Here is a 23,698-nt window from a genome sequence, read left to right as displayed (position 1 = left end):
CATCCTTTCATCTCCAATATCTACGGGTTTTCTGCCTGTCCGGCTTTCCAGTATGAGCAAATGTACATCCCATGCGGATCCCATTCCAGCGTTGTTTTAAAGTACGTACGAAGCTCACGTACAGTGGAATATTCTGCAGCGATGTAAACATATTCTTTCAACACTCCGGGCGGAAACTGAACAGATTTTACTACTTCTGCAATCTTGCTTCCCTGCTCAGGATGAGGATTGTGCAGCCATTCAACCGAAATATCTGCCGCAGAACACAGGATCAATTCGTCGTCTTTATCTGCTACTTCCAATAGTATTTTTGCTCTTACATAAGATGGAAATTGTTCTGCGATGGCACAAATCACTGGTAGTGCCGTTGCGTCTCCTGCCATCAGATAAAAATCAGCTTCAGGAATTAAAGGCTTTGTACTTTCTTTCATTCCTATTTCCAATACATCACCTGGTTTGGTCTTCAATGCCCATGCAGAAGCTGGTCCGTTGTCACCATGAGCTATAAAATCAATGCTCAGTTCATTTTCTTCCAGATCAATTTTTCTGTTGGTATATGTTCTGATCAGAGCGAGATTTTCTTCTCCGGTGGGGATAAAGATTTTATTATTAGAACCGGACTTAACATTAGCCAATAGTTCAGCCTGGTTTTCATCAATATCAAATATGACACGGATTAAATGCGGTGTAATAAAGAGTTTCTTTTTAACGGTAAATACAGAACGTATTTTTTTCGTTTCTTTTACTTGAGATGTTAGGGAATGTTCCATTATTATTTTTTGTTAAATAGTAAAATAATCATTGCAATCACACAGCTGATTCCTCCGAACAGATATACCATCTGATAATCGAACCAACCGGCAATGAGCCCGGCAATAGGACCTGCGAGCCCTAATGAAAGGTCAACAAATGCGACATAAGCTCCTAGCGCCGTTCCTCTCATCTGCGGCTTTACTTTTTGAATGGCAAGAACGCCCAAAGCCGGAAAAACCAATGAAAATCCTACCCCCGTTAATCCACATCCGATAATGGCCAATGTTTTGGATGCAGAGGTCCAGATCAGCATTTGTCCGGCCACTTCGATAATCAGAGAGATCAAGGCTATTGTAAAGCCTCCGTATTTATCCGGAAAAGAAGCAAAGAAAATTCTGGTCAGCCCATAACAAGCCCCGAAGATCATAAAAGCCAGTGAAGCATCACCCCAATTTTTTTGAGAGAAAAATAAGGCAATAAAAGAGGCAATACATCCAAAAGCCATTGATGAAAAAGCAAGGCTCAGGCCCTGGCCCGATATGGCACCAATTACTTTGTAGAAAGGTGTTCTTATATGATCTTTATCCACAGGAATAGAAGGAAGTTTTGCTGTAGAAAGCCAGCTTACCAGCGGAAGTAAGGTAATAAAAAGAAAAGCAGGCAGAATACTGTACTCTTTACTTAACCAGATACTGATGGGAGCTCCGATGGCAATTCCCGCATACATGGCAATACCATTCCAGGTCATGACTTTCCCTGAGCTGGAAGGTCCTGCGAGACCGATTCCCCACGTTAATGCTCCGGTAACCAGAAAACTTTCGCCAACCCCATGAATAATTCTTGCCAATAAAAGAAAAGCAAGTGCCAGAATCGGTTGAGCCTGAAATAATACCGCCAGGACGTAAGCAATTCCTGCAATAACAGCCAGTATTACGCCGGACATTTTACTTTTCTTAGCACCGCTGGTATCTGTGATTTTTCCGGAATAAGCACGGGTTAAAAGTGTTGACAATGATTGCAGACCAATCACAAGTCCTATAATAATACTGTCAAAGCCCAACGTGCTCTGAACAAACCTGGGAAGTACTCCTAACGCAATTCCTATGGTAAGGTAAACCGCAAATACCGAAACGATAATAGGAGCTGTTGCCTGATAGAAATTAATAGTCTGTCCCTTTTCTAATGTTGTACTCATAAATTTTGTTTAAAATATTCGGGTACAAAGGTCTTTGTGTGACGGATACCAAGCTTTGACTTAGATCAAAAAAGGATGAACCGTTACTCTTTTGATGCAGGATTATGTTGTAAAGTATTGAGTTCCTGATATACTGTAGTTGTCCAGAAATCCAGTTCCCATTCTTTTTTACGAATAGATTCAAGAGAGAATGCTCCTCTATAGTAATTCCTGATCAGTTCTTTTCTTTGAAAATCTGCAAGTTCAAGCTCCAGGTGGAAATATGCTTTTTTCGATTCAACAGAGTCTGAATCTAAGAAGTTTCCGTTTGTTCGAAGAAGCTGTTCCTGTTCTTTTTTCAGCTTTTCAGTCATAATTTTCAGGGCGTTTTCAGTAGTAATGTTTCCCGGTTTAAAATCTTTTAGGAAAGAATTCGATTTTTTTAGCAGAAGCCTATTCAGATCTTTTTCTTCTTCCTTGTCCGGTGTGGAAGGTTTTATCAGTTTGATTAATCTTGGAAGCGTAAGCCCCTGAATTACCAATGTAAAAATGATCACTACAAATGAGATCAATAATATGGTATTTCTCTGTTCTATAGCAAACCCTGAATTATCCCGGAAAGGGAGTGCCAAAGCAGCGGCCAGAGAAACTACTCCACGCATTCCCGACCATGAGAGGATAATATATTCTTTTTTAGACTGGGTCAGAAAACGATTTCCTTTGTTAATGGATGACTGGTTGGAAAAAACAGGAAATAAAGCAAGTACAGCCAACCTTATCATGACGAGTATAATAAATAGGAGAAAGCCATATAGAATCAATAATGGTAATTCAGTAGAGGGTATATGTGAAATACTTGAAGGCAGCTGCATTCCCAGAATCAAAAAAATCAATCCGTTCAGAATAAAAATAATAACATCCCAGAAATGGCTCATCTGTAATCTACTGGCTGAGCTGAATAAGGAAAATGAATTCCAGGATAGAAACATTCCCAATACCACAACTGCCAATACTCCCGAACATCCTAAATGTTCGGCAAAGCTATACGCTGCAAAAGGAAGCAGGATCACAGCAAAAGTTTCTGCACTGGAGTTGGTATTAAAATACTTATGCAATTTTAAAAATATAAAACCTATCAGAAATCCAATGAATATCCCTCCAATACTGATCCCCATAAATTGTATTCCCGTATTCCAGAAAGAAAATATACCGCTTGTAATAGCAATAACAGCACATTTATAGGCAATCAAGGCGGATGCATCATTCAGAAGACTTTCTCCTTCAAGAATAGTGGTTAATTTTTGTGGTAACGGAAGATTCTTTGTAATACTTGTTGCTGCAACAGCGTCAGGTGGTGAAATGATAGCACCCAATACAAAAGATAAAGGCCACGTAAATCCGGGAATGATGCTGTGAACAATCACGGCAATAATGGTGGTGGTCAGGAAAACCAGCCCTACTGCCAGCAGGGAAATTGTTGGAAATTCTTTTTTGAAATCCGGAATCGAAGTATTCCAGGCTGCATCAAATAATATGGGAGGAAGGACAACATAAAAAATCATTTCCGGGCTCATATCAATAGAGGGAACGATTCCGGTAAGACTTACTATAAGCCCTGCAACGACCAGTACTATAGGAAGAGCCAGCTTTATTCTGTCTTTTACGGAAATGATAATCATTAAAATGATGGATACCCATATGATCTTTTCAAGTTCTGCCATAGCGTGATAATATCCTGCGAAATTAAAATGCCGGAGCAGGCAGAACTATGATCTAGATCAAAAACGGCGCATGGATTCAATCAAAATCCAGAAAACTATCAGTAAGCTGCTTCCATTGTATTTTTGCAACACCCATCATTCCGCCTATAGCAGTAGCAATATTTCAGATGACATCGGGAAACTCCGCGTTCCAGTTGGGTTTTTCATTTCGTCTATATACGGCTGCTTTTAAATATTATCCTTACTTAGGAAAGCAAGGATAATGCTGAATATCAAGGAATTTACCAATTAGCTTTAGGCGGTTTTTTAATTGTTGTCAATTATCTGCGAACCGCTTTACTATCAATTGTATTTTGAGATTCACCTTTTTGCATGCTATTCGCTTTTGAAGTTATTGGTGATATTTTTATTTGTGGGTTGAGTGCATTACTGGTGTTCATAAACTTTTCCAGATTAGGTTTACCAGTTTTTAAATTATTAGCTTCACTATTATTGGCCTGATGATTTTCACCTCCTATTGCTTTTTCTTTCTGGTTTGCATAATCAGGCTGATCAGTTGTTTGTTTGTCTGTCAAAGCCTGGTTGTTTCGCATTTTTCTCTTAGCCAGCAATTTACTTGAGTTCAGAACAAAAACAGGCTTACTATCTTCTGGTTTTAATTGCTCGCTTGCGCCAGATGTAGCAGGTATATCAGCAGTAGGTATAAAATTTGATTTTGATTCTTGAACACTGGTATCTTTAGGCTTTATATTATACTTTTGTATTGTAGAATCTAAAAATTCTCGATGTTTGTTGATAAAATCTTTGTTCATCCCATTTTCACCAATAAGTTCTCCCAAAAAACAATCTTCAGTTCTTGTTTTGTCTTCTTTAAATACATTTATATTTTCAGCTGTATCATCTAAGAAAACGCTGAATACCTGATCATTTTCTTTTCGGATCTCATCTTCTATTTTACCTATCAATTTGTTCTTATCAATAGCCATCTGCTCCTTCTTAGTAGCACTAACTGTTAATATTGGAATATTCTCCAGATTTTTAAATCCATTTTGTTGATATAAATACTTTATAACTTTTGGATAGGCAGATGCTGTCAGTACATAAAAATCAACTCCCTTTGCTTTAAAGTCTCCCACCAATTCATCAAGCTCTTTACCCGCAAAAAATTCAAATGTGTTTTTAGATGCAGGGTGACTTTCTTTGTATTGTTCAAATGCTTTCTCAATTGCCTGCTTACCAAGCATTCCTATTTCCTCTGATTCATTAGTAAGCTGACCATAGATTTCCCAATTCATAGTGCTATCTATATAATTGCGAATAGCACTATGAACATGCCCATCAAATTGAGTGTAATCAAAATCAATAAATTCTTGTAATCTCATTATTTATTTTTTTTAAAAATTCTGTAATCTTTTGCAGAGGCCCTGAATACAATGGTAGAATGGCCTTTATTTTTGCAGTGTTAAGTCATCTTTTTTACCCAAACACATCTTCTCTCCTGACCCACTCTGCTTATTGCCTTTGCAAAAGCAGGAACAGCTGACAACGCTAAAATTTTATCAATGCTTCCCCAGCAACAGGGACCGGAATCATGCTCCAGATGTTTTCATCCCTTCTTAAAAAAGGAAAAATCAAAGCACTTTTAAAATAATTACTTTTGTCAGATGATGTACTGAAAACGTTACAAATCTATAAAAACAGCCATGAGAACAAATAATGAAATTCGTAAACATTTAACTACACAATGTAAATATATAACTGATGGTGCTGCAATAATTGTAGTGTCAGGAAAACCAATCCTACTGCCAGCAGGGAAATTGATGCAAACTCTTTTTTTGAAATCCGGAAAGAAGTATTTCAGGCTGCATCAAATAATATGGGAGGAAGGACAACATAAAAAATCATTTCCGGGCTCTTATCAATAGAGGGAACGATCACGGTAAAACTTACTATAAGCCCTGCAACGACCAGTAGTAATATTGGAAGAGCCAGCTTTATTTTGTCTTTTACGGAAATAATAATCATATCCTGCGAAATTAAAATGCCGGAGCAGGCAGAACGATGATCGGGATCAAAAACGGCGCATGGATTCAATCAAAATCCAGAAAACTATCAGTAAGCTGCTTCCACTGTATTTTTGCAATCCCCATCATTCCGCCTATAGCAGTAGCAAGATTTCTGATGACATCTGGAAACTTTGCGTTCCAGTTGGGTCTTTCATTTCGTCCGTATACCGCTGCTTTTAAATAAGCAATATTTCTGGATATCATAAAGGTTGAGCTGGCTGCAGAACTGTAAAAATGAGCAATGTGACGGTTTTTCTTATTTTGGGGATCTACTGATGGCCTGCAGGTGATCGATATACTTTCAGAAAAACTGTCCTGATAGAAGCAGATATCTGTTATTTCTACCCAATCGTACCCTTTAGCCTCAGGATCTCCCGGACCCGGAATATCAATGCGGATAAAATCTCCTTTTTGAGGTTCGCGATCCACAGGACTACCATCAAAATCATACAATTTAAATGCAGCGAAAGCTTTCCCGGTATAATTTTCCCAATTATTAACTGAAAAGAACCTTTCTTTTAACAGGTTAAACTTTTCCGGAATCAGGTCCTGATCAAATACTTTTCTGCTTTCCGTATCATGGAAGCCACCGAATTTTTGTGCAGGAACTCCTTTAAATATCTTTGGACTCATACGATAGGTTTTGATCCAAAGTAGTACAAAAAACTTTCAGAATTTTATGAGTAGAATCACAAAATAGTTAAACGTTTGTTTAATTATTGACTTTATAATGTGGTATTCTAATAATAATTCACTTTTTTAGATTTCTTTATTTTGCTTAAAAAACATGCGTACAATTCTTCAGATGGCGAATTATATTTATCAGGAGAGGTTTTTATATTGCTGATTTCGGAATCTTAAAGAAAACAGGGAAGATTTATGAAATAATTATTCGTAGGAAAAATCAATAATTTTTAAAAAAAATAAGCATATGGTGTTTTGCATAACATGATTTTTGTTTATATTTGTGAATCGAAATAATTTTTTTTCATCATTTGTGTTTTTTTAAGGTCTCCATCCGTGGAGACCTTTTTATTTTCAATAATATCATAATTGAATATTGACTATTGAAGTGGAAAAATGGCCAAAATGTGAAATATTTTCTTTTTTAATTCGGTTAATTGCTTTTCTTTAAAGGAATGTATGAAGTTTTATAATGTTAATAACTCTCCTTTTTTAATAATTTTAGTCTGCTTTTATACAAATTAAAAACCTATTGAATGGTTTTAATAAAATCAGTCGGCCTGAATTTCATCACAGAATAAAAACTTCTGGTATAAGCCTGAATACTCTTGTACCCTACTTCATAAGCTGTTTCTGAAACCGTAAGATTCCCGGAGCTTAAATATTCAAGACTTTTGATGATCCGAAGCATTTGCTGATATTTGCTTAGGGTGAGACCTGTTTCTTTTTTGAAAATACGTTCCAGAGTACGGAAAGATAGCAGGGCTTCATCACTGAGATCTTCCATTGTAATCTCCTGCCGGTAATGACTGTGGAGATGTTCTATGACCTTGGCAAGGCGTTTATCTTTAGGAAGACTGATATGAAGAGTCAGGGAATGTTCTACAAATCGTGGAAGTTCGTTGAACAATGCTTTCAGAAACAGGCTCTCATGATGATCCGGAGTCATCAGTTTAGACCATTTTTCTGCATATTTTATCATTTCCTTCAGTACAGGAGGAACAGAAAATACATTCACTTCGTGATAAAAAGGTTCTTGTGTACTGATCTCCGCAAACATAATCATCAGCTTGATCTTTTCAGAATGAGAATCGGTTTTATGGACGGCATTGGGAGGAATCCATACCGCATGATTCTGAGGAAGGAGATAGATTTTTTCTTCAATCGTAATATACTGGAAACCACTTTCCACGTACACGAGCTGTCCCTTCTGATGGTGATGCAGAACATTATCGTGCACCCAGTTTTCTTCAAACCATACAAAATAAGGCTTTTTAAGTTCATCTATTTTGATACTGTCGTTGCCGTTCATGTCGTTTCAGGTTAAAACTTTGGCAAAATTAAACAAAATTACTGTGTTAATTTTGTACAAAAGTTTTATTATGATGAAGAATGAAGTAAAAAAGAATGCTTCGTATGTTTTATTAATCATTAATGTTCTGGTAGTTGTCCTCATTTCCAGCAATCTCCGCTCACCGATTGTGGCGGTTGCTCCCGTTCTCGGAGAAGTACGGGATGCTTTGAAACTGGATAATTTTCAGGTGAGTTTACTTACTTCTATTCCGCTGTTTATGTTTGCCGCCTGTTCTGTATTGGTAAGCAGATTTTCCAATAAGTTCGGAATCAGCAAACTTCTGATGTATTCTCTAATTATTTTAAGCTTTGGGCTATTTTTAAGGATCAGTGGTTCCCTGTGGCTTTTGTTTTTAGGCTCTCTATTTATTGGTTTAGGAATATGCATCGGAAATGTGGTTACTCCGGGATATGTTAAGAATAATTTTCCGAAGCAGATAGGTCTTATGACAGGAATTTTTGCTGTATCAATGAATCTTACGGCAGCTTTAGCTTCCGGGTTCAGTGTAAAAATTGGAGAACTGACAGGTTTTGGATGGAAAGGATCTCTGGGAATATGGCTGGTGATTGCTGCATTGGGTTTCCTTGTTTTATCATTGGAATTCATATTTAACAAAAGAAATCCGGCTCCACCTAAAACAGCACTCAGTACATCAGATTTTAATATGTTCAAATCTGCACAGGCATGGAATATCAGTATTTTTATGGGACTGCAGTCTTTATTTTATTATTGCCTGGTAGCATGGCTTCCCTCCTTTCTTGCTGACTTTCATATGCAGGGAGAAAGCTCCGGCTGGGTGTTCTTTGTGATTCAGATTACCATGATTCCTGTGACATTCTGTTGTCCGATTATTGCCAGTAAAATGAAAGACCAGAGACTTATGATCCTTTTCATATGTACTTTGATGTTTGGAAGTACCATGATGTTTGTCTTCCTGAAATCACAGTGGATTTATGTGAATGCAGTAATTATTGGTATCTCTAATGGATTGTCTTTCAGCTTGTCAATTCTTTTCTTTTCCACAAGAACGAAAAACAGTATCAATGCGGTTAAAATATCAGGAATGGCTCAGTCTGTGGGATATCTGATTGCTGCGTTCGGGCCACCGCTGTTTGGAAAACTACATGACTGGGATATTTCCTGGAACAGTTCATTCTATTTATTAAGCTGTGCTGTATTGCTGATGCTGTATTTTGGAATGAAAGCGGCAAGAAATAAGTTTGTTGAGGATTAGGATGGTCAAAGGTCAGGTCACACGTCTTTTATTGCTGGATGCTACCCATTCTTCTTTTTGGCATTTGGGGCAGCGTCCGGCATTACCTGCTTTTTTATGTTCAGTATACCCACAGAATATACAAGAGTAATGTCCCTCCTCGTGAAGGTGTTGTAGCGGATAATTTAATGAGCCTGGCATAATAGGAAGCCCGTATCTGACAGATTCATCTTCGAAAAAGAATACACTGATTTCTCCTGATATTTCTTCTATAGCCATTTCAACCTGCCCAAGCTGAGAAACCCCTTTGAGCCTCAACTCTGCAAAGAATTCGTCACTCCCAAGATTTTCTTTTTGAAAGTTTTTGATGGAGAATTCACCACTTTCTATCAGACAGATGGACTTTCCTTCCACCAGATTTTCAAATTTTTTACTTTTGCCGATAAAATACGTCACAATAGAATAAAGGAGAATAATAACAATAAAAACAATAAGGGATGAAATGATTCCGACATCCTTATTAAACATAGGATCTCCTGCTGCCGATCCCAGGCCAATAATGACGACCAGCTCAAAGATTGAGAGCTGTTTTACTCCTCTTTTTCCCAAAATTCTAAGTCCGATAATAATAGCCAGAAACATAATCATGGTACGAAGAATGATCTCTAAAAGAAAAGACCATTCTTCATGCCCCAATAATAATTCTTTCCAATCAAGATGTAAGAGAAAAACTGACAGCATACACATTATTTATCAGGGAATATTCAAAAAATAAGCCAGAACTCCTGCTATTTATTTCATAGATATTTCAGGCTTACCTCTTCACCGTCATCAAGTATAAAACATCTTTCCGCTAATCCGTTTTCAAGGATCTTTTTCTGAATAAATTTTCTGTCTTCCCTACAGTGGCTCAGGGCTTCCAGATGCGTTACCCAAACAGTAGATTCCGGTGCATATTCACAAACTTTTACGATGTCTTCACTGGTCATAATAATAGGATCTCCTACAGAGAAAGTGGCGGCTCCTCCTGCCACAATGATGTGCTGCGGCTGATGTTTGTCAATTTCCCCTGCAATTTCATCATACCAAATCGTGTCGCCTGCAATATAGACTGATTGATTGTCTTTTTTTAAAACAAAACCATTCACGGTGCCCATTTTCTCTCCGATTTCTCCGGTTCCATGTTGCCCTTTGGTGGTTGATATTGTAATGTTTTTCCATTGAATCTTATTATTCACAGCAATAATATTGGTAAAACCCTGTGCTGCAATATGATCTGAAATAACATCTGAGCAGATGATAGGAATATTTTTATCAAGAAGTCTCACAGCTTCAGAATCCCAATGATCAGGGTGAAGATGAGTGACGGCAACAGCATCAATTTCTTTTAATCTGTTACTTAATTCTTCTTTATTAAAAGGCAAATCTACCAATGGATTCAGTAATTTGCTTTCTGTCATCGGCATTTTTCCCATAGAGCCTTTTTCGCCCAGCATGGGATCTACGAGGATGGAAATTCCATCAATATTCAATAGCAATGTAGCATTGCGCCATAATTGTAATTTCATTTTGAGTATGTTTGTAGAACAAAGCTATTGCCCGAAGAGGGTAAAACAATCGAAGGTTACCAAAAAGTTAACCACAAATATTCAACTGTGTTATGAATTTTGAAGAATTTAAAAACTGCGGATTAAGACGAAGCCTGGATATTCTTTCAGGGAAATGGAAACCTTTGATCCTGCACAACCTTTTTGAAGAAAACCAGGTCCGTTTTGTGGAACTTTGGCGGAATATGCCCCGGGTTTCCAAGAAAGTATTGGCAGAACAGCTGAAACAGTTGGAAGAAGACCTTATTATTGAAAGGATTGAAGTTTATAATTTCCCACCGGAAGTGTATTATAAATTAACAGAGAAAGGACAAAAACTGGGACCTATCCTTTCCGAACTTCATTCATGGGGAAATGAATTGGGATAAAATTATTTTTGAATATTTTATATATTGTTGAAAATTACACTGTAATTTGAATGATATAAAAACTAATAACAATTTTTACAAATGAAAAGAATCATTATTTTGATCTCCTGCGCAATAGGCGCATGGATAACTGCACAGATAGCACCACCACCAACGATTCAAAGATCCAGTACCACATCCCGCGGACTAACTGTCAATTCAAGAAAAGGGACATTAATTGAAAAGAAAATCACCAATTTAGGTAAGTTTAAAAATCTGAATATTCAAAAAATTGTAACGAAAGATATTTCCGGCAATTCTTCGGATACTCTTCTTGGAATCATGTATGAATATGAAACCTTTGATGAAATCTCCAAAAAGACACTTACTATTGACAAAAATGAGTTGGGAAAACTGATTCAGGCTCTTCAGACTGTAGAACAGAAAGAAAACGAAAAGGCTGGCCAGGAAACCAGATATAAGTTTGTAACGATGAGTAATATTGAATTCGGAAGTGTTTATCGTGAAAAACTTTCTTCATGGATTCATTATATAAAAATTCCTTCCAATCATTTTAATCAGAACTTACTGGAATTCAACAAAGATGAATTAAAAGAATTGATTACTATTTTGAAGAAAGCAGAACAGGAAATTTAAAAAATACAGGTGCTTACATTCAACATAAAAACCTTATAGGTTCTGGAAACCTATAAGGTATATTAAAAAAATTAAAAATAATTATTACCGGAACAGATCGTTTATTCTCTAAACTGATCCAGAACCTCCGTAATATTCTGATAGACAAAATCCAATTCTTCTGATGTAATACAATAAGGAGGAACCAGATAGATTACATTTCCCAACGGCCTCATGATAATCCCTCTCTGTAAGAATTCATTGTAAAGCTTCTTCCCTATTTCATTGAAATAAGAAGTATCATTCCCGGTTTTAAAATCGAACGCTAAAATAGTTCCGATCTGACGTACCTTTTCTACATGAGGATGCAAAGCAAGTGCTTTCACAAACTCTGAATGCTGATGAGTGATGCGGTTGATATTCATTTGAGTTTCATTTGTCAATAGTAATTCCATACTGGCAAGAGCCGCTGTACAGGCTAAAGGATTGGCTGTAAACGAATGCCCGTGAAATAAGGTTTTATAACGGTCTTCAGAAAGGAAAGCCTCATAAATCTCATTGGAGCAGGTTGTAATTCCCATAGGCATCGTTCCTCCTGTCAATCCTTTTGAAAAACACATAATATCCGGCTTTTCCGTAAGATAATCTGCAGCGAAAAGCTTACCTGTTCTTCCAAATCCTGTAAAAACTTCATCCTGAATCATAAGAACGCTTTCTTCCCTACAGAATTTCATCAGCTGAGTAAGGTCTTCAGCTTTATACATCAACATTCCGGCAGCTCCCTGAACTAATGGCTCATAGATAAAACAAGCCACTTCATCAGCTAATTCTTTAATCAGTTTCTGCAGGCTTTCAAGATTTTCTGCATTGGGTGTATCTATAAAAACAACTTCAAACAGCATGCTTTCAAAAGGTTTTGTCCAGAAGCTTTTTCCACTTACAGACATGGCTCCGAAGGTATCTCCGTGATAGGCATTTTTAAAAGCTAAAATCTTTGTTTTCTTATTCTCTTTATTGTATGCATATTGAATACACATTTTCAAAGCAACTTCTACTGCGGTAGAGCCATTATCCGAATAAAAGACCTTTTCCTGGCCACCCGGAAGAAGTTTCAGTAAATTTTCTGAAAGCTGTACAGCAGGTTCATGGGTAAATCCTGCAAAAATCACCTGTTCCAGTGTATTCAACTGTTCAAAAACACGTTGCGCAATATAAGGATGAGAATGGCCGTGCAATGTTACCCACCATGATGAAACGACATCCAGATATTTTTTTCCTTCGGTATCATAAAGATAAATTCCTTTTCCTTTTACAATAGGAATGGCATCATCAGCTGTTTTCATCTGCGTGTACGGATGCCAGTTCACCGCTTTATCTCTCTCCTGCAGGCTGATTTCTTTTGTTATTGTATTCATATTATAGATCTAAAAAGTAGAAATGAGTGATGGAATTGGATTTAACAATAATTTAGTTGAATATGTTGGCGTAAATGTTGGACTAATCGCAAAGGCGCAAAGTTTTATCATAGATTGCGAATATTTTAAGGCGCAAGAAAATCAAAGATTTTCAGCAAAGAATGTGTTTAATTTTATCGGAGATAAAATCCTTGCGCCTTAAAATATTACTTACTACAAAAGATTTTGCGTCTTTGCGTTTTCCAACTTGTAGAGCAGTTTATAAAAATTCAAAAACCAATTTTATAATAAGCGCTATAATACCAATAATCCAACTCATCACTCATTATTTATCATTTATAATTCATAATTATTTAACAGCATGTTTCTTTTTTCATCATAGGTTTCAGCCCTAATGTCTGAAGCATCTGCATATCTTCTGAAACTCCCGGATTAGGTGTTACCAATAAGGTTTCTCTTTCTCCTGTAAAAATGGAATTGGCACCTGCCATAAAGCACCACGCCTGCTCTGTTTCAGACATTTCAATACGTCCGGCACTTAATCTTACCATAGAAGACGGCATTACGATTCTTGCAGTAGCAATCATTCTTACCATTTCCCACGTGTCAACTTTTTCGTTATCTTCTAATGGTGTTCCTGCTACTCTCGCTAATGCATTGATAGGAACGGATTCCGGATGTTTTGGCATTGTTGCCAACGTTAAAAGCATAGAAATTCTGTCTCTGTGGGTTTCTCCAAGTCCGATAATTCCTCCGGAACATACTGTGATTCCTGCTTTTCTTACATTATTGATGGTATTGATTCTATTGTCAAAAGTTCTGGTAGAGATGATCTCTTCATAATACTGTTCGGAAGTATCAAGATTATGATTGTAAGCATATAATCCAGCTTCTTGTAGTCTGATTGCCTGTTCTTCGGTAAGCATTCCCAGCGTGCAGCAAACTTCCAGACCAAGATCATTGACTCCCTTTACCATATCAATTACCCTGTCAAAATCACGGTTATTACGAACTTCACGCCATGCTGCTGCCATACAGAACCTTGAAGATCCCGAATCTTTTGCTTTTTGAGCGTGAGCAATTACAGTTTCTGTAGGTAACAAAGCCTGTACTTTAATATTGGTATGATAACGGGCTGCCTGTCCGCAGTATGAACAATCCTCAGGACATCCGCCTGTTTTGATGGATAATAAAGTGGAAATCTGTACTTCAGAAGGATCATGCCATTCACGATGTACGGTGGCTGCCTTATAGATCAGTTCCATGAGTGGAAGGTGATAAATTTCCTCAATTTCTTCTTTCGTCCAATTGTTTCTCAATGTTGTTTTTGTATCCATTATCCTATTTTTGTTATTGTTAATTGCTTTGCAGCAAGTTGTATAGATTCCTTATCTGTGTTTTTGATTTCGGGAATCTTTATAATTTTTGTTTCTTTTTCGATAAAACTGCAGATCACTCTTGCTGTGTCTTCCGGAAAATCTCCGTTAAGAATTAAATATTCCAACTGAATTTCTCTCTGTCGTAACGCGATGATTGATAATAAACTATGATTAATACATCCTAAATAATTTCTGACTACCAATGCTGCAGGAAGGTTTAACTCCTCAATAAGATCAATCATAAAAGTAGTGTCCGAAATGGGTACCATAAGGCCTCCGGCTCCCTCTACAATTAATGGGCTTGCTGTTTTGGGAAGTTGAAAATCATTCAGATTGATGGTGATATTTTCTTCTCTTGCGGACTGATGGGGTGAGGCTGCCAGCTGTAAACGGTAAGTTTCCGGGTGGCAAAAGCCGGTATCTGTCCAGGCTTCAATTTTATGACTGTCCGTATAATGAAGATCTCCGGACTGTATGGGCTTCCAATATTCTGTTTTAAAGTGCTGTACCAAAACGGCTGAGCAGACTGTTTTTCCTATTTCGGTTCCTATTCCTGTTATAAATAATTTCATGTTTTTCGTGATGCGGGGTTCGGGATTCGTGAAAGTTTTAAATAAATTCTTTAATAATTCCTGTCAGTTTTATAATTTCTTCTTCAGTATTAAAGCTGTGAAGGCATATTCTTAAGCGTTCACTTCCTTCTTTTACTGTAGGGCTGTAGATGGCATAGGTTAAAAGTCCTTCTCCGGATAAAATGTTTTGTAATTCTTTCAGTTTTTGATTGTCAGGGATCACAATAGCCTGAACCGGACTGTTTTCTGCTGATGGAGACTTTAATTTTCTGCTGCGAAAAACTTTGATGTTATTCTGAAGTTTTTCAGCCAGTTCATGGTTTTGATCTAAAAATTCATATCCTGTTTTGATACTCATCCACTGGAAATCCTGTGTTGATGTAGTATAAATAAATGGGCTTGCAAAATTGATCAGGTAAGATTTCACTGTTTCATTGCAAAGAATAGCTGCTCCATGAGCCCCAAGAGCTTTTCCGTACGTCACAACTACTGCTGAAACATGGTTCTGTAACTGTAATTTTTCAATCAATCCATATCCAAAAACGCCGAACGCGTGAGCTTCATCTACAATCAAAGAGGCTTTATATGTACTGGCAATCGATGCTATTTCCTGAAGAGGAGCAAAATCGCCTTCCATGGAGTAAACACTTTCTATCGCGATATAACAATGACCTTCCTGTCTTTTTAAAATATTTTCAAGATCTTCAGTATCATTGTGTTTGAATTTAAGTTTTTTAGCATTGGATAGTTTGCAGCCATCATGTACTGAACGATGAATCTGTTCGTCAACAATCACAGTATCATGGCGGTTGGGAAACGTAGAAAACAAAGCCAGATTTGCATTATATCCGGATGGAAAAAGCAATGCAGACTCAAACTGATGTTTTTGAGCGATATCCTTTTCCACGGAAACTGCCATATCACTGTTCCCGCTAATCAATCTTGAACCTGTACTTCCGGAAAGCAACTGAGGGCTATTGATAACCTTTTCCAGCATTAAATGTTGAAGGTCTTTACTTTTTGCCAATCCCAGATAATCATTGGAATAAAAATCAATTCCATCTGATTGAAGTTTTAAACATCTTAACGTTCCCTCCTCTTTTCTTTTGTCAAGAGATTCCTGAAAATGAGGGCTATGGCTAAGCATAATTCAACTGAGCGACTTCCTGGGTAATGGCATTGATCCACTCTTCATGCAATTCTTTTTCTATAGTCAGAATATGGTCCGCATGGTTTTTCCAGTCTGGTGAAAATTCATTAAGCTGATGAATCATTTCTTCCAGATGCCCTTCTTCTTCCAGAATAATAGATTTCACCATGATTTTAGAAGAAGCTTCAGTAAGCGCCTCCTGATAGACCGGATAAAGCTCATCTGCACGAACTTCGATCGCATACGTTACAAAAAGGTAAGCGGCATATTTAATATCTGTTTTGTCAAGATTGAAAGCCTTCTGAAGATAACGACAGGCTTTAATATCCAACGAATGAAGATATTGGCTTGTGGCGATAGGCGCCAGAAGTTCTGTGCTTTCGTAGGTTTTGCAGAGCTCAGGGTTTATTTTGCCAATTTGTTTTTTTAAATAATAAGCGTGGCGGTGTTCCTCAGCAGCATGTTTCAGCTGGATCTGAGAAACCAGAGTTGGATGTTCACATTTTGATATTTTTCTTGCACCGGCATTTTCCATAAAAGAAAGGGTGTTCAGCCATTTGGCGTGGGTACTTCCTTCCTGTACAATTTTTTTTAACAGATGATGAAATTCCATAGATTTTTATTTTGATGTCAAAAGTAGTATATTGCCGGATGGTTACATGGTGCCAGTTTTGATATTATGGATAGTCCGGTTAAGATTCCCTACGAAAGTTTTATAAGAATTGATAGAAAATCAGAGACTTCTATCTATCTGCAAATTGCCAATCAGCTGATCAACGCGATTCAGAGAGGGTTTCTTCCCTTTGGAACGAAACTTCCAGGAACAAGAACTTTCAGTGAAATACTGGAAATCCATAGAAATACAGCGGTTGCGGTATATGATGAACTCTCTGCACAAGGTTGGACCGAGAGTTTTCCCAACAAAGGAACGTTTGTCATTGGAAAAGATCAGGAAAAACCTGTTAAATTGAACGATTTTGAGCACAATAACCTTCAAAACTATCCTGTTTCCACTGGTTTTTCATTCAAAACATCCAATATTCTTGACAACCCTTTTGAGCATTCAAATTGTGAGTATGTCTTTAATGATGGGGTACCGGATATCCGTTTAACCCAAATCGGACAGCATTCCCGGTTTTACAGTTCTATTTTGAAACGTAAATCCAGCCAGAAAGCTTTTGGCCATTATAATCATGACGGGAGTGAATTTTTTAAAGAACATTTATCCCAATACCTGAATCTTTCCCGTGGACTTCCTATTTCCAAGAACAATCTGCTCATCACCCGAAGCACGGAAATGAGTATTTATATTGTTTCCGAAATTCTTCTCTCGGCTGGTGACACCGTATTGGTAGGAGCTTTAAGCTATTTTTCCGTCAATATGATCTTTATGAAAGCTGGAGTTGACATTGTTTCTATTCCCATTGATGAGGAAGGAATTATCGTTGAAAGTGTACGGGAAGCGTGTAAAAAGCAGAAAATACGGATGCTTTATCTGACACCTCATCACCACTATCCTACTACCGTTGCACTAAGTGCTCAAAGAAGATTTGAGTTATTAGAATTAGCGAATGAATACGGATTTATTATCCTGGAAGACGATTACGATTATGAATTTCACTACGATAAAAGTCCCATTCTTCCTTTAGCCAGTGCGGATACGAACGGAATGGTGATCTATATCGGCTCTTTCGGGAAGTCTTTAGCTCCAGGATTCAGAACAGGATTTATTGTTGCTCCTGAGAATCTGATGACAGAAATGCGTAAATATCTGGGAATTATTGACCGTCAGGGGGATATTCTGATGGAAAGAGCCCTTGGAGAAATGATTGCAGAAGGGGAAATCAACCGTTATCTGAAAAAGTCTTTAAAGGTATATCAGGAAAGACGTGATTATTTTGCTTTGCTGTTAGAAGAAAATCTTGGGGATTTTATTACTTTTCAAAGACCTTCCGGAGGGCTTGCTATATGGCTGGAATGGAATATTCCACTGAATCTGATGCAGCTAAGCCGAAATTGTGCAAAGGACAACCTTTTCATTCCAAAAACGTTGCTGTATCAGAATAAAGGGCTTACAGCCATGCGTCTGGGATTTGGAGATCTTAATTTTGATGAGATGAATAAAGGAATTGAAGTTTTTTCAAAAAATGTAAAGGGATTGATTGGGTAATTACATCTCTCGCAGATTTAGGAGATTCTGCAGATTTTTCATAGATACCAATAAAGTTTGTGAAAAATTATATCTAATATGGTGCGAAGTCGAAATGTTCCTGTGTCTTAAAAAAAAGTACTAAGAGATTAAAAAATTGCGCCTTTGCGATTTTCCAAAAAAAAGATTATTTAATTTTTTGAACGCAAAGACGCAAGTTAGATGATAACGTTTTGTTTTTAAGGCGCGAGGATTTTATCTGCGATAAAATTTGATACTTTATATTTTACTTTTGAAAGAAGAAAAAGCTATGTCAAAGGTCAAATGATTTGACTTTTGTCATTCTGACGAAGGAAGAATCTCAATAATATCTTTTATGAGATTCTTCACTACATTTCATTTCGCTCAGAATGACACTTTTGAAATAACCTCTTCTCTTTATTAATGATGAGAAGGAAAAACCACTTTGTTTTTCTTATGTTTTGGTTTCTTCTTTTTCTTATTCAAATAGATAATAAAACCGGTAATCGGGAGTGAAAGTGCGATAATAGCAGCCAGAAAATAGATCATTCTGGTGGTTAGTCCCAGGATGCTTCCGGTGTGAAGATCATAATTTCTGTCTCTTAATGCGGTTCCATATCCGATATTTTTATTTTTATACGATTGAGATTTTAAAATATCTCCTGAATATTGATCAAAATTAAAATGTTCATTTCTGTATTGCCTGCCGTCATAAGTCAGCTCAGCATAATACGTTCCTTCTTCCGATCTTGGAAAATTGACAAGGGCTGATTTCTTGTCTTTCAATCCTTTTTCCATAGTATTTCCAATCAGATTGAGGATATTTTTCCGGTTTGAAAATTCTTCGGAAGGGATTATACTTTTTGCTTTCTTTTCTGTGGGCGTATTTCCGTTCAATGTATTCTTTACCCATTGATCTACATCTTCAAAGCTCCATATCAATGCAGAATAAGAGATTAAAAGTAAAGGAATGATGGCGTAGAATCCCAATACATTATGAGCATCATAGTTAATCCTTTTCCAATTGGCTGACGTTTTAATGAAGAACATACCTTTGAGCATGGCTTTACTCATTTTTCGGGGATACCATATCACAAGGCCCGATAGAAGAATCACGGCAAATATCAATGTGGAATAACCGGTAATCGTTTTTCCGATTTTCTCCCCCAGCAGAAGTCTTCTGTGAAGATCCAGTACAATTTCAAAGAAGTCCTTTTTGGCGTCTTCTACTTCCTGCACTTTTCCGGTGTAAGGATCTATATAAATCCGATAATAATAAAGATAAGTTCCCCAATACGTCCATGCTTCGTTATCCATTTTTAAGGTACGGAATACATAGGTTCGTGAGGGATCAGAAGGCATGACTACCCTTTTGACCTTTAAACCTTCAGGAAGTACTTTTTCTGCTTTTTCCGTAAGTTCAGACAGTGAAAGCTTGTTTCTTCCGATATTTTCAACGTAATGTCGGTTGGGGTGAACAATATGTTTTAATTCTTCTTCAAAAGCCAGGATACATCCTGTAGCGGCCATGATAACAACTATAAGCCCGGACGTTAGTCCGAGCCATAGATGTAACTGATATGCAATTTTTCTCAACTTTAATTTCATCCTTAAAATTTAAAGCTTACCTCAGCGACAAAATTACGAGGCATCTGAGCGACTACCACTCCCTGTCCTGCAAAATATTGTGCATTGCCCAGATTATTCATTTTAAATCCTAATCTGTATCTTTCTTTTTCAAGGGAGATAGAAGCATTGATCAAGGTGTAGGCAGGAAATATAAACTGTCCGGTTCTCACTTTATTTCCGGTAATCTGTTTTCCGACACGGTTTACCCCGAAACCAACTCCAAGTCCCTGTAGTCCTTTGATCGGAAGAATATAACTTATCCATGAATTGAATACATTCGCAGGACCTGCAGACTCAGGACGACGTCCTTCTACATCTGCATCTGCTTTTTCAAATCTGCTGTGGTTATAGGAATATCCGGCCATAATGTTTAATCCCTGAACAGGATTCATGATGGTTTCAATCTCAATTCCTTTACTTCTCTGTGTTCCATCCTGAACAACAATATTATATTCTTTTCCGTCACGGATTACGCCACTTCCTCTCTGGATATTATCCACAAGAATATCGTAGTATCCAACGGTGAAATTAATTTTATTTCTCCAAAGATTTCCTTTTAATCCTACTTCCCATTGATTAGCCATCTGAGGCTTCATTTCCCCGCTAATGTCCGGAAGCTGCTGCACAACAGGTGCTGTATAGCTGAAACCATTCATATAGTTACCATAAGCAGATAACTGATCTTTAAGGATCTGGTAAACGATTCCCACTTTTGGAGACCATGCAGTCTGGTTAAAATCACCCGTACGCTTGTTATCATTAAGGTTAAGCTGTCCTTTACTTTCATAATGATCCATACGTAAGCTTAAAAGCGTAATCAAACGGTCTGTAATATAAGTGACGTTTGAAATATAGGCTCCATAAAGGTTGGATGCAGAATTATTTCTCACCAAAGGTGTTTTACCTGCCACAATAGCAGCCTGAGTTGCAGTCTGAATTTTCTGAAGTGCCAGATCTCTGGATATGTTACCATAAACTCCGGTTACAGGTGCCACTACCGGCCCCGTAGGATTTGTCCCATCAATATAATCATATACTACAATCGGAGAATGATTATTGTTGATCGATTGATTTAAATAATCTAATCCGATCAACACTTTATTTTTAATTTTTCCGATATTAAATTCTCCGTTGAAGTTCTGCTGAACACTTGTAGAAGAAGCTTCCGAGTTCTGCCACTGTACGTTACGTTCCAGCAGAGCATCACTGGTTGTCCCTCTGATAAACTGATATTGATATAACCCTTCTGTTTTTCTGAAGTTTCTTGAAAGCAACGTTTGCGAAGTCCATTGATCCGAAATTTTGTAATTGGCCTCTGCTTTTACATTGATAGACGGAGCTTTTAAAGTCATATCATTGTTGGAGTAAGATCTTTTCCAGTCGAATCCAAGTTCATCTGGTGTATGAGCAACATAAGGTCTTGTTCTGGCCAGAAAAATAATCGGAGTGTTTGTTCCTTCATAATTATAGATCTGAGCTCCTAAGTTAAATTTCAACCTTTCATTAACCTGATAGCTTACAGTAGGTGCCACAAAGAATGATTTCCTGAATTCAGAATCTCTGAATCCGTTCTGATACTGATAAGCGGCATTCAAACGGAATAACATATTTCTGGATTCTGTGATCGGACCGTAAACATCAGCGGTTACACGGTTCAGATTATAGCTTCCCATCAGATAAGAAGCTTCACCCCCGAAATAATCTTTCGGTTTTTTGGTTACAGCGTTAATCAAACCTCCAAAAGAAGTTACAGCACCTCCGTACAATGTTCCTGAAGGTCCTTTGATCACTTCAAGACGCTCAAGATCGGCAGGATCTATTTCTCCGTTGGTGGTTGCAGGCACTCCATCTACCATCGATACTTTGGTAGGGAAACCTCTAAGGCTATAGTAGAAACTTCCGTCTCCGGAACCTCTTCCCGGGCTACCTTGCATTTTTACCATACCCGGAACGTTTTTCAATACTTCCGAAATATCGTAAGTAAGCTGTTCCTTCATGATCTGCTGGTTGATGCTGGTGTAAGCCTGTGGATTTTCAAGCACTTTCAAAGGCATTTTAGCCACTGAAGTACTGTCTTTATCCAAAAATTTATTTCTGCTCACTGCATATACGGTAATTCCTTCAATCACATTGTTGTGTAAAGGAGCGTAGATCGCAGGGATTTCATAGACATCTTTCTGAATGTGGATGGGTTCCCTCATCAGTTCGATGTCATTTAAAACCACCTGAAGCGTATATTCTCCAGGTGGCACATTTTCAAAGTAATATTCTCCTAAATTATTGGTTTTTGCCTGATAAGACGTGTTGACAAGTCTTAAAATAGCATTTTTTACCGGTGCTTTTTCAGACAGCATGATTTTGCCATGAATTCTGTCGCCCTGTTGTGCAGAAAGCGAATTTGAAGATAAAGCAAGACCAAGAAGTAATATAAGGGTTTTAGATGTTTTCATGCTGTAAGTTTTGTAACAGGGGATAGTTTATTTTACCGTTTTGTGATAATGGGAATGATTCTATACGTTCTGTGCGTACATATTGGGGGTTAATACGCAGTTTATTTTTAATGGTTTCGGTGATGATCTGAGGATCTATTTCCGGATTGTCATACAATACCACGATTTTTTTATCATTGGCATTCAGACAGACGAAAGTATTGCCCTGCATTTCATTTTTAAGAATAAATTCTACCTCATCCAGATTAAGACGTATTCCGAAAAGCTTCATAATACGTTTTATTCTTCCTGTGATATAATAAATTCCGTTTTCACCTTTTCTGGCGGTATCTCCGGTATGCAGTACAGAAGGCTGCTCATACATAGCAAGATCTTCCAGTTTATTGGCATACCCTCCGAAAATACTGACATGAGAAAAAAGCAATTCGTCCGTTTCAGGATCAATTTTGAAGCTTCCTCTTTCTACCACATTTCCGATTGATGTTTCTTCTTCCAGCAATCCTTCTGTGGTTAGGTAAGCCATTCTGCCTCCTGCTTCCGTTTGTCCGTATTGTGCAAAAAAATCTTTCTTAAACTCGTGGCAATAAGAGAAAATCGTTTTTCTCAGCTCAGCGTTGATTACTCCTCCGGTATGGGTAAAATATCTCAGACTTGGAGAATCTTTTCTGAAGAATCCTATTCTGTTCAGGTTTTCATAAAGAAAAGGAACACCGCCCAAAGTACTGTAGCCGTACTCCTCCATTTCGTCCCAGAATGCTTTTTGCATAATGTCTTTATCTGTACACACGATTCTTCCGGCACGCATACAGTTGGTGGTAAAAATAGAGAATCCATACACAAAATTGATCGGAACGTTTAAAGGAACTACATCCGTTCCCTGAACCGGCATGTACTGAAGGATGCTCAATGCGTTCTGATAAAGGCTTTCATCAGATAATTTAACAAGTTTCGGAACACCAGTTGTTCCGGACGTACTCAAAAGGATTTTAATGTCAGGATGAATGGTAACTTCACTCTTATAATCATCCTTTGCGAAGATGTTGATGTTGTCTGAGAATGCTTTCAGAGTATATCCTTCAATGACTTCTCTTTGCGGATCAAAGATGTATTTCGGACGGTATTCTGCCTCAATACGTTCTTTGAATTCCTCATGCAGTTTCTGCCCTAGTACCGCAATGGTATGTGCTGTTCCGTAAAAATTGAGCAGCACTTCAATACTGGACAGCTGATTGTCATTGTATAAAAAGAGCAGCCCTTTTTCTACCGGGTTTAAGCCTAAAGACCGGTACAGTGTTCCCACCGGTATTGTTGTACCGGTGGAAGCATCTGTAAACCTTAAGTTCTTATTAGCAATTACATTTTCTAAAATTTTCATATG

Annotated in this window: 22 protein-coding genes; 5 read left to right on the top strand and 17 right to left on the bottom strand. The window is 37.5% G+C overall.

Annotation, left to right across the window (positions count from 1 at the left end):
• Positions 1 to 20 precede the first annotated feature (20 nt).
• The 7 genes from DDF69_RS07215 to DDF69_RS07185 form a co-directional block, all read right to left on the bottom strand.
• Positions 21 to 770, bottom strand: a complete 750-nt coding sequence (locus tag DDF69_RS07215; protein ID WP_114820182.1) for a siderophore-interacting protein — start codon at positions 768 to 770, stop codon at positions 21 to 23.
• Between the two features lie 2 nt (positions 771 to 772).
• Positions 773 to 1,948 carry an MFS transporter gene (locus tag DDF69_RS07210; RefSeq protein ID WP_114820181.1) on the bottom strand — a complete coding sequence of 392 codons (1,176 nt, stop codon included), beginning with the start codon at positions 1,946 to 1,948 and terminating at the stop codon, positions 773 to 775.
• Between the two features lie 83 nt (positions 1,949 to 2,031).
• Positions 2,032 to 3,648, bottom strand: a complete 1,617-nt coding sequence (locus DDF69_RS07205; RefSeq protein ID WP_114820180.1) for a Na+/H+ antiporter — start codon at positions 3,646 to 3,648, stop codon at positions 2,032 to 2,034.
• Positions 3,649 to 3,968: 320 nt separating this feature from the next.
• A complete protein-coding gene (locus DDF69_RS07200; protein ID WP_114820179.1) occupies positions 3,969 to 5,030 on the bottom strand; it encodes a hypothetical protein in 1,062 nt (353 codons plus the stop codon).
• Positions 5,031 to 5,505: 475 nt separating this feature from the next.
• Entirely contained in the window at positions 5,506 to 5,673 is a 168-nt protein-coding gene (locus tag DDF69_RS07195; protein WP_228411940.1) for a hypothetical protein, read from the bottom strand.
• Positions 5,674 to 5,738: 65 nt separating this feature from the next.
• Positions 5,739 to 6,347 carry a hypothetical protein gene (locus tag DDF69_RS07190; RefSeq protein WP_114820178.1) on the bottom strand — a complete coding sequence of 203 codons (609 nt, stop codon included), beginning with the start codon at positions 6,345 to 6,347 and terminating at the stop codon, positions 5,739 to 5,741.
• 580 nt (positions 6,348 to 6,927) lie between these two features.
• Entirely contained in the window at positions 6,928 to 7,710 is a 783-nt protein-coding gene (locus tag DDF69_RS07185) for a helix-turn-helix domain-containing protein (protein ID WP_114820177.1), read from the bottom strand.
• A 70-nt stretch (positions 7,711 to 7,780) separates the two neighbouring features.
• On the opposite strand from DDF69_RS07185, the gene DDF69_RS07180 reads away from it, so the two are divergent.
• Positions 7,781 to 8,986, top strand: a complete 1,206-nt coding sequence (locus DDF69_RS07180) for a CynX/NimT family MFS transporter (RefSeq protein WP_228411939.1) — start codon at positions 7,781 to 7,783, stop codon at positions 8,984 to 8,986.
• A gap of 12 nt (positions 8,987 to 8,998) precedes the next feature.
• Here DDF69_RS07180 and DDF69_RS07175 read toward each other — a convergent pair whose 3' ends face one another.
• Entirely contained in the window at positions 8,999 to 9,706 is a 708-nt protein-coding gene (locus DDF69_RS07175) for a DUF421 domain-containing protein (protein ID WP_114820176.1), read from the bottom strand.
• Between the two features lie 56 nt (positions 9,707 to 9,762).
• Positions 9,763 to 10,533 (bottom strand): MBL fold metallo-hydrolase, encoded by a 771-nt coding sequence (locus tag DDF69_RS07170; protein WP_114820175.1) that lies wholly within the window; start codon positions 10,531 to 10,533, stop codon positions 9,763 to 9,765.
• A 92-nt stretch (positions 10,534 to 10,625) separates the two neighbouring features.
• Between DDF69_RS07170 and DDF69_RS07165 the strand changes: the two genes are divergently transcribed.
• Both DDF69_RS07165 and DDF69_RS07160 read left to right on the top strand, forming a co-directional pair.
• The gene (locus DDF69_RS07165) at positions 10,626 to 10,940 is read left to right on the top strand and encodes a winged helix-turn-helix transcriptional regulator (RefSeq protein WP_114820174.1); all 315 of its coding nucleotides are present in this window, start codon (positions 10,626 to 10,628) and stop codon (positions 10,938 to 10,940) included.
• Positions 10,941 to 11,021: 81 nt separating this feature from the next.
• On the top strand, positions 11,022 to 11,576 hold the full coding sequence (locus tag DDF69_RS07160; RefSeq protein ID WP_114820173.1) for a hypothetical protein: 555 nt from the start codon (positions 11,022 to 11,024) through the stop codon (positions 11,574 to 11,576).
• 101 nt (positions 11,577 to 11,677) lie between these two features.
• Here DDF69_RS07160 and bioA read toward each other — a convergent pair whose 3' ends face one another.
• On the bottom strand, positions 11,678 to 12,970 hold the full coding sequence (bioA, locus tag DDF69_RS07155; RefSeq protein ID WP_114820172.1) for an adenosylmethionine--8-amino-7-oxononanoate transaminase: 1,293 nt from the start codon (positions 12,968 to 12,970) through the stop codon (positions 11,678 to 11,680).
• 22 nt (positions 12,971 to 12,992) lie between these two features.
• Between bioA and DDF69_RS07150 the strand changes: the two genes are divergently transcribed.
• A complete protein-coding gene (locus tag DDF69_RS07150) occupies positions 12,993 to 13,172 on the top strand; it encodes a hypothetical protein (RefSeq protein ID WP_114820171.1) in 180 nt (59 codons plus the stop codon).
• A gap of 151 nt (positions 13,173 to 13,323) precedes the next feature.
• Here DDF69_RS07150 and bioB read toward each other — a convergent pair whose 3' ends face one another.
• From bioB to DDF69_RS07130, 4 genes are read right to left on the bottom strand one after another with little or no spacing between them, the layout of a single operon-like run.
• Positions 13,324 to 14,307 (bottom strand): biotin synthase BioB, encoded by a 984-nt coding sequence (bioB, locus tag DDF69_RS07145; protein WP_047374806.1) that lies wholly within the window; start codon positions 14,305 to 14,307, stop codon positions 13,324 to 13,326.
• Positions 14,307 to 14,921: a dethiobiotin synthase gene (bioD, locus tag DDF69_RS07140; RefSeq protein WP_114820170.1), complete on the bottom strand. Its 615-nt coding sequence runs from the start codon at positions 14,919 to 14,921 to the stop codon at positions 14,307 to 14,309. Before bioD ends, bioB begins: the two co-directional genes overlap by 1 nt.
• Before the next feature lie 37 nt (positions 14,922 to 14,958).
• The gene (locus tag DDF69_RS07135) at positions 14,959 to 16,068 is read right to left on the bottom strand and encodes an aminotransferase class I/II-fold pyridoxal phosphate-dependent enzyme (RefSeq protein ID WP_114820169.1); all 1,110 of its coding nucleotides are present in this window, start codon (positions 16,066 to 16,068) and stop codon (positions 14,959 to 14,961) included.
• Positions 16,061 to 16,684 (bottom strand): hypothetical protein, encoded by a 624-nt coding sequence (locus tag DDF69_RS07130; protein ID WP_114820168.1) that lies wholly within the window; start codon positions 16,682 to 16,684, stop codon positions 16,061 to 16,063. The genes DDF69_RS07135 and DDF69_RS07130 overlap by 8 nt, the downstream gene beginning before the upstream one ends.
• Before the next feature lie 66 nt (positions 16,685 to 16,750).
• Between DDF69_RS07130 and DDF69_RS07125 the strand changes: the two genes are divergently transcribed.
• Positions 16,751 to 18,241 carry a PLP-dependent aminotransferase family protein gene (locus DDF69_RS07125; RefSeq protein ID WP_114820167.1) on the top strand — a complete coding sequence of 497 codons (1,491 nt, stop codon included), beginning with the start codon at positions 16,751 to 16,753 and terminating at the stop codon, positions 18,239 to 18,241.
• Between the two features lie 420 nt (positions 18,242 to 18,661).
• Here DDF69_RS07125 and DDF69_RS07120 read toward each other — a convergent pair whose 3' ends face one another.
• The 3 genes from DDF69_RS07120 to DDF69_RS07110 are packed head-to-tail and all read right to left on the bottom strand — an operon-like array spanning position 18,662 to position 23,695.
• A complete protein-coding gene (locus DDF69_RS07120) occupies positions 18,662 to 19,849 on the bottom strand; it encodes a PepSY-associated TM helix domain-containing protein (protein ID WP_114820166.1) in 1,188 nt (395 codons plus the stop codon).
• A gap of 2 nt (positions 19,850 to 19,851) precedes the next feature.
• A complete protein-coding gene (locus tag DDF69_RS07115) occupies positions 19,852 to 22,320 on the bottom strand; it encodes a TonB-dependent receptor (RefSeq protein ID WP_114820165.1) in 2,469 nt (822 codons plus the stop codon).
• A complete protein-coding gene (locus DDF69_RS07110; protein ID WP_114820164.1) occupies positions 22,307 to 23,695 on the bottom strand; it encodes an AMP-binding protein in 1,389 nt (462 codons plus the stop codon). The genes DDF69_RS07115 and DDF69_RS07110 overlap by 14 nt, the downstream gene beginning before the upstream one ends.
• Positions 23,696 to 23,698 lie beyond the last annotated feature (3 nt).

Origin of the sequence: Chryseobacterium sp. KLBC 52 (genome assembly GCF_003347605.1) — a bacterium.
In the GTDB taxonomy this organism is placed as follows: domain Bacteria; phylum Bacteroidota; class Bacteroidia; order Flavobacteriales; family Weeksellaceae; genus Chryseobacterium.
The sequence above is the reverse complement of the archived record's forward strand: the minus strand, read 5'-3'. Positions and strand labels throughout refer to the sequence as shown.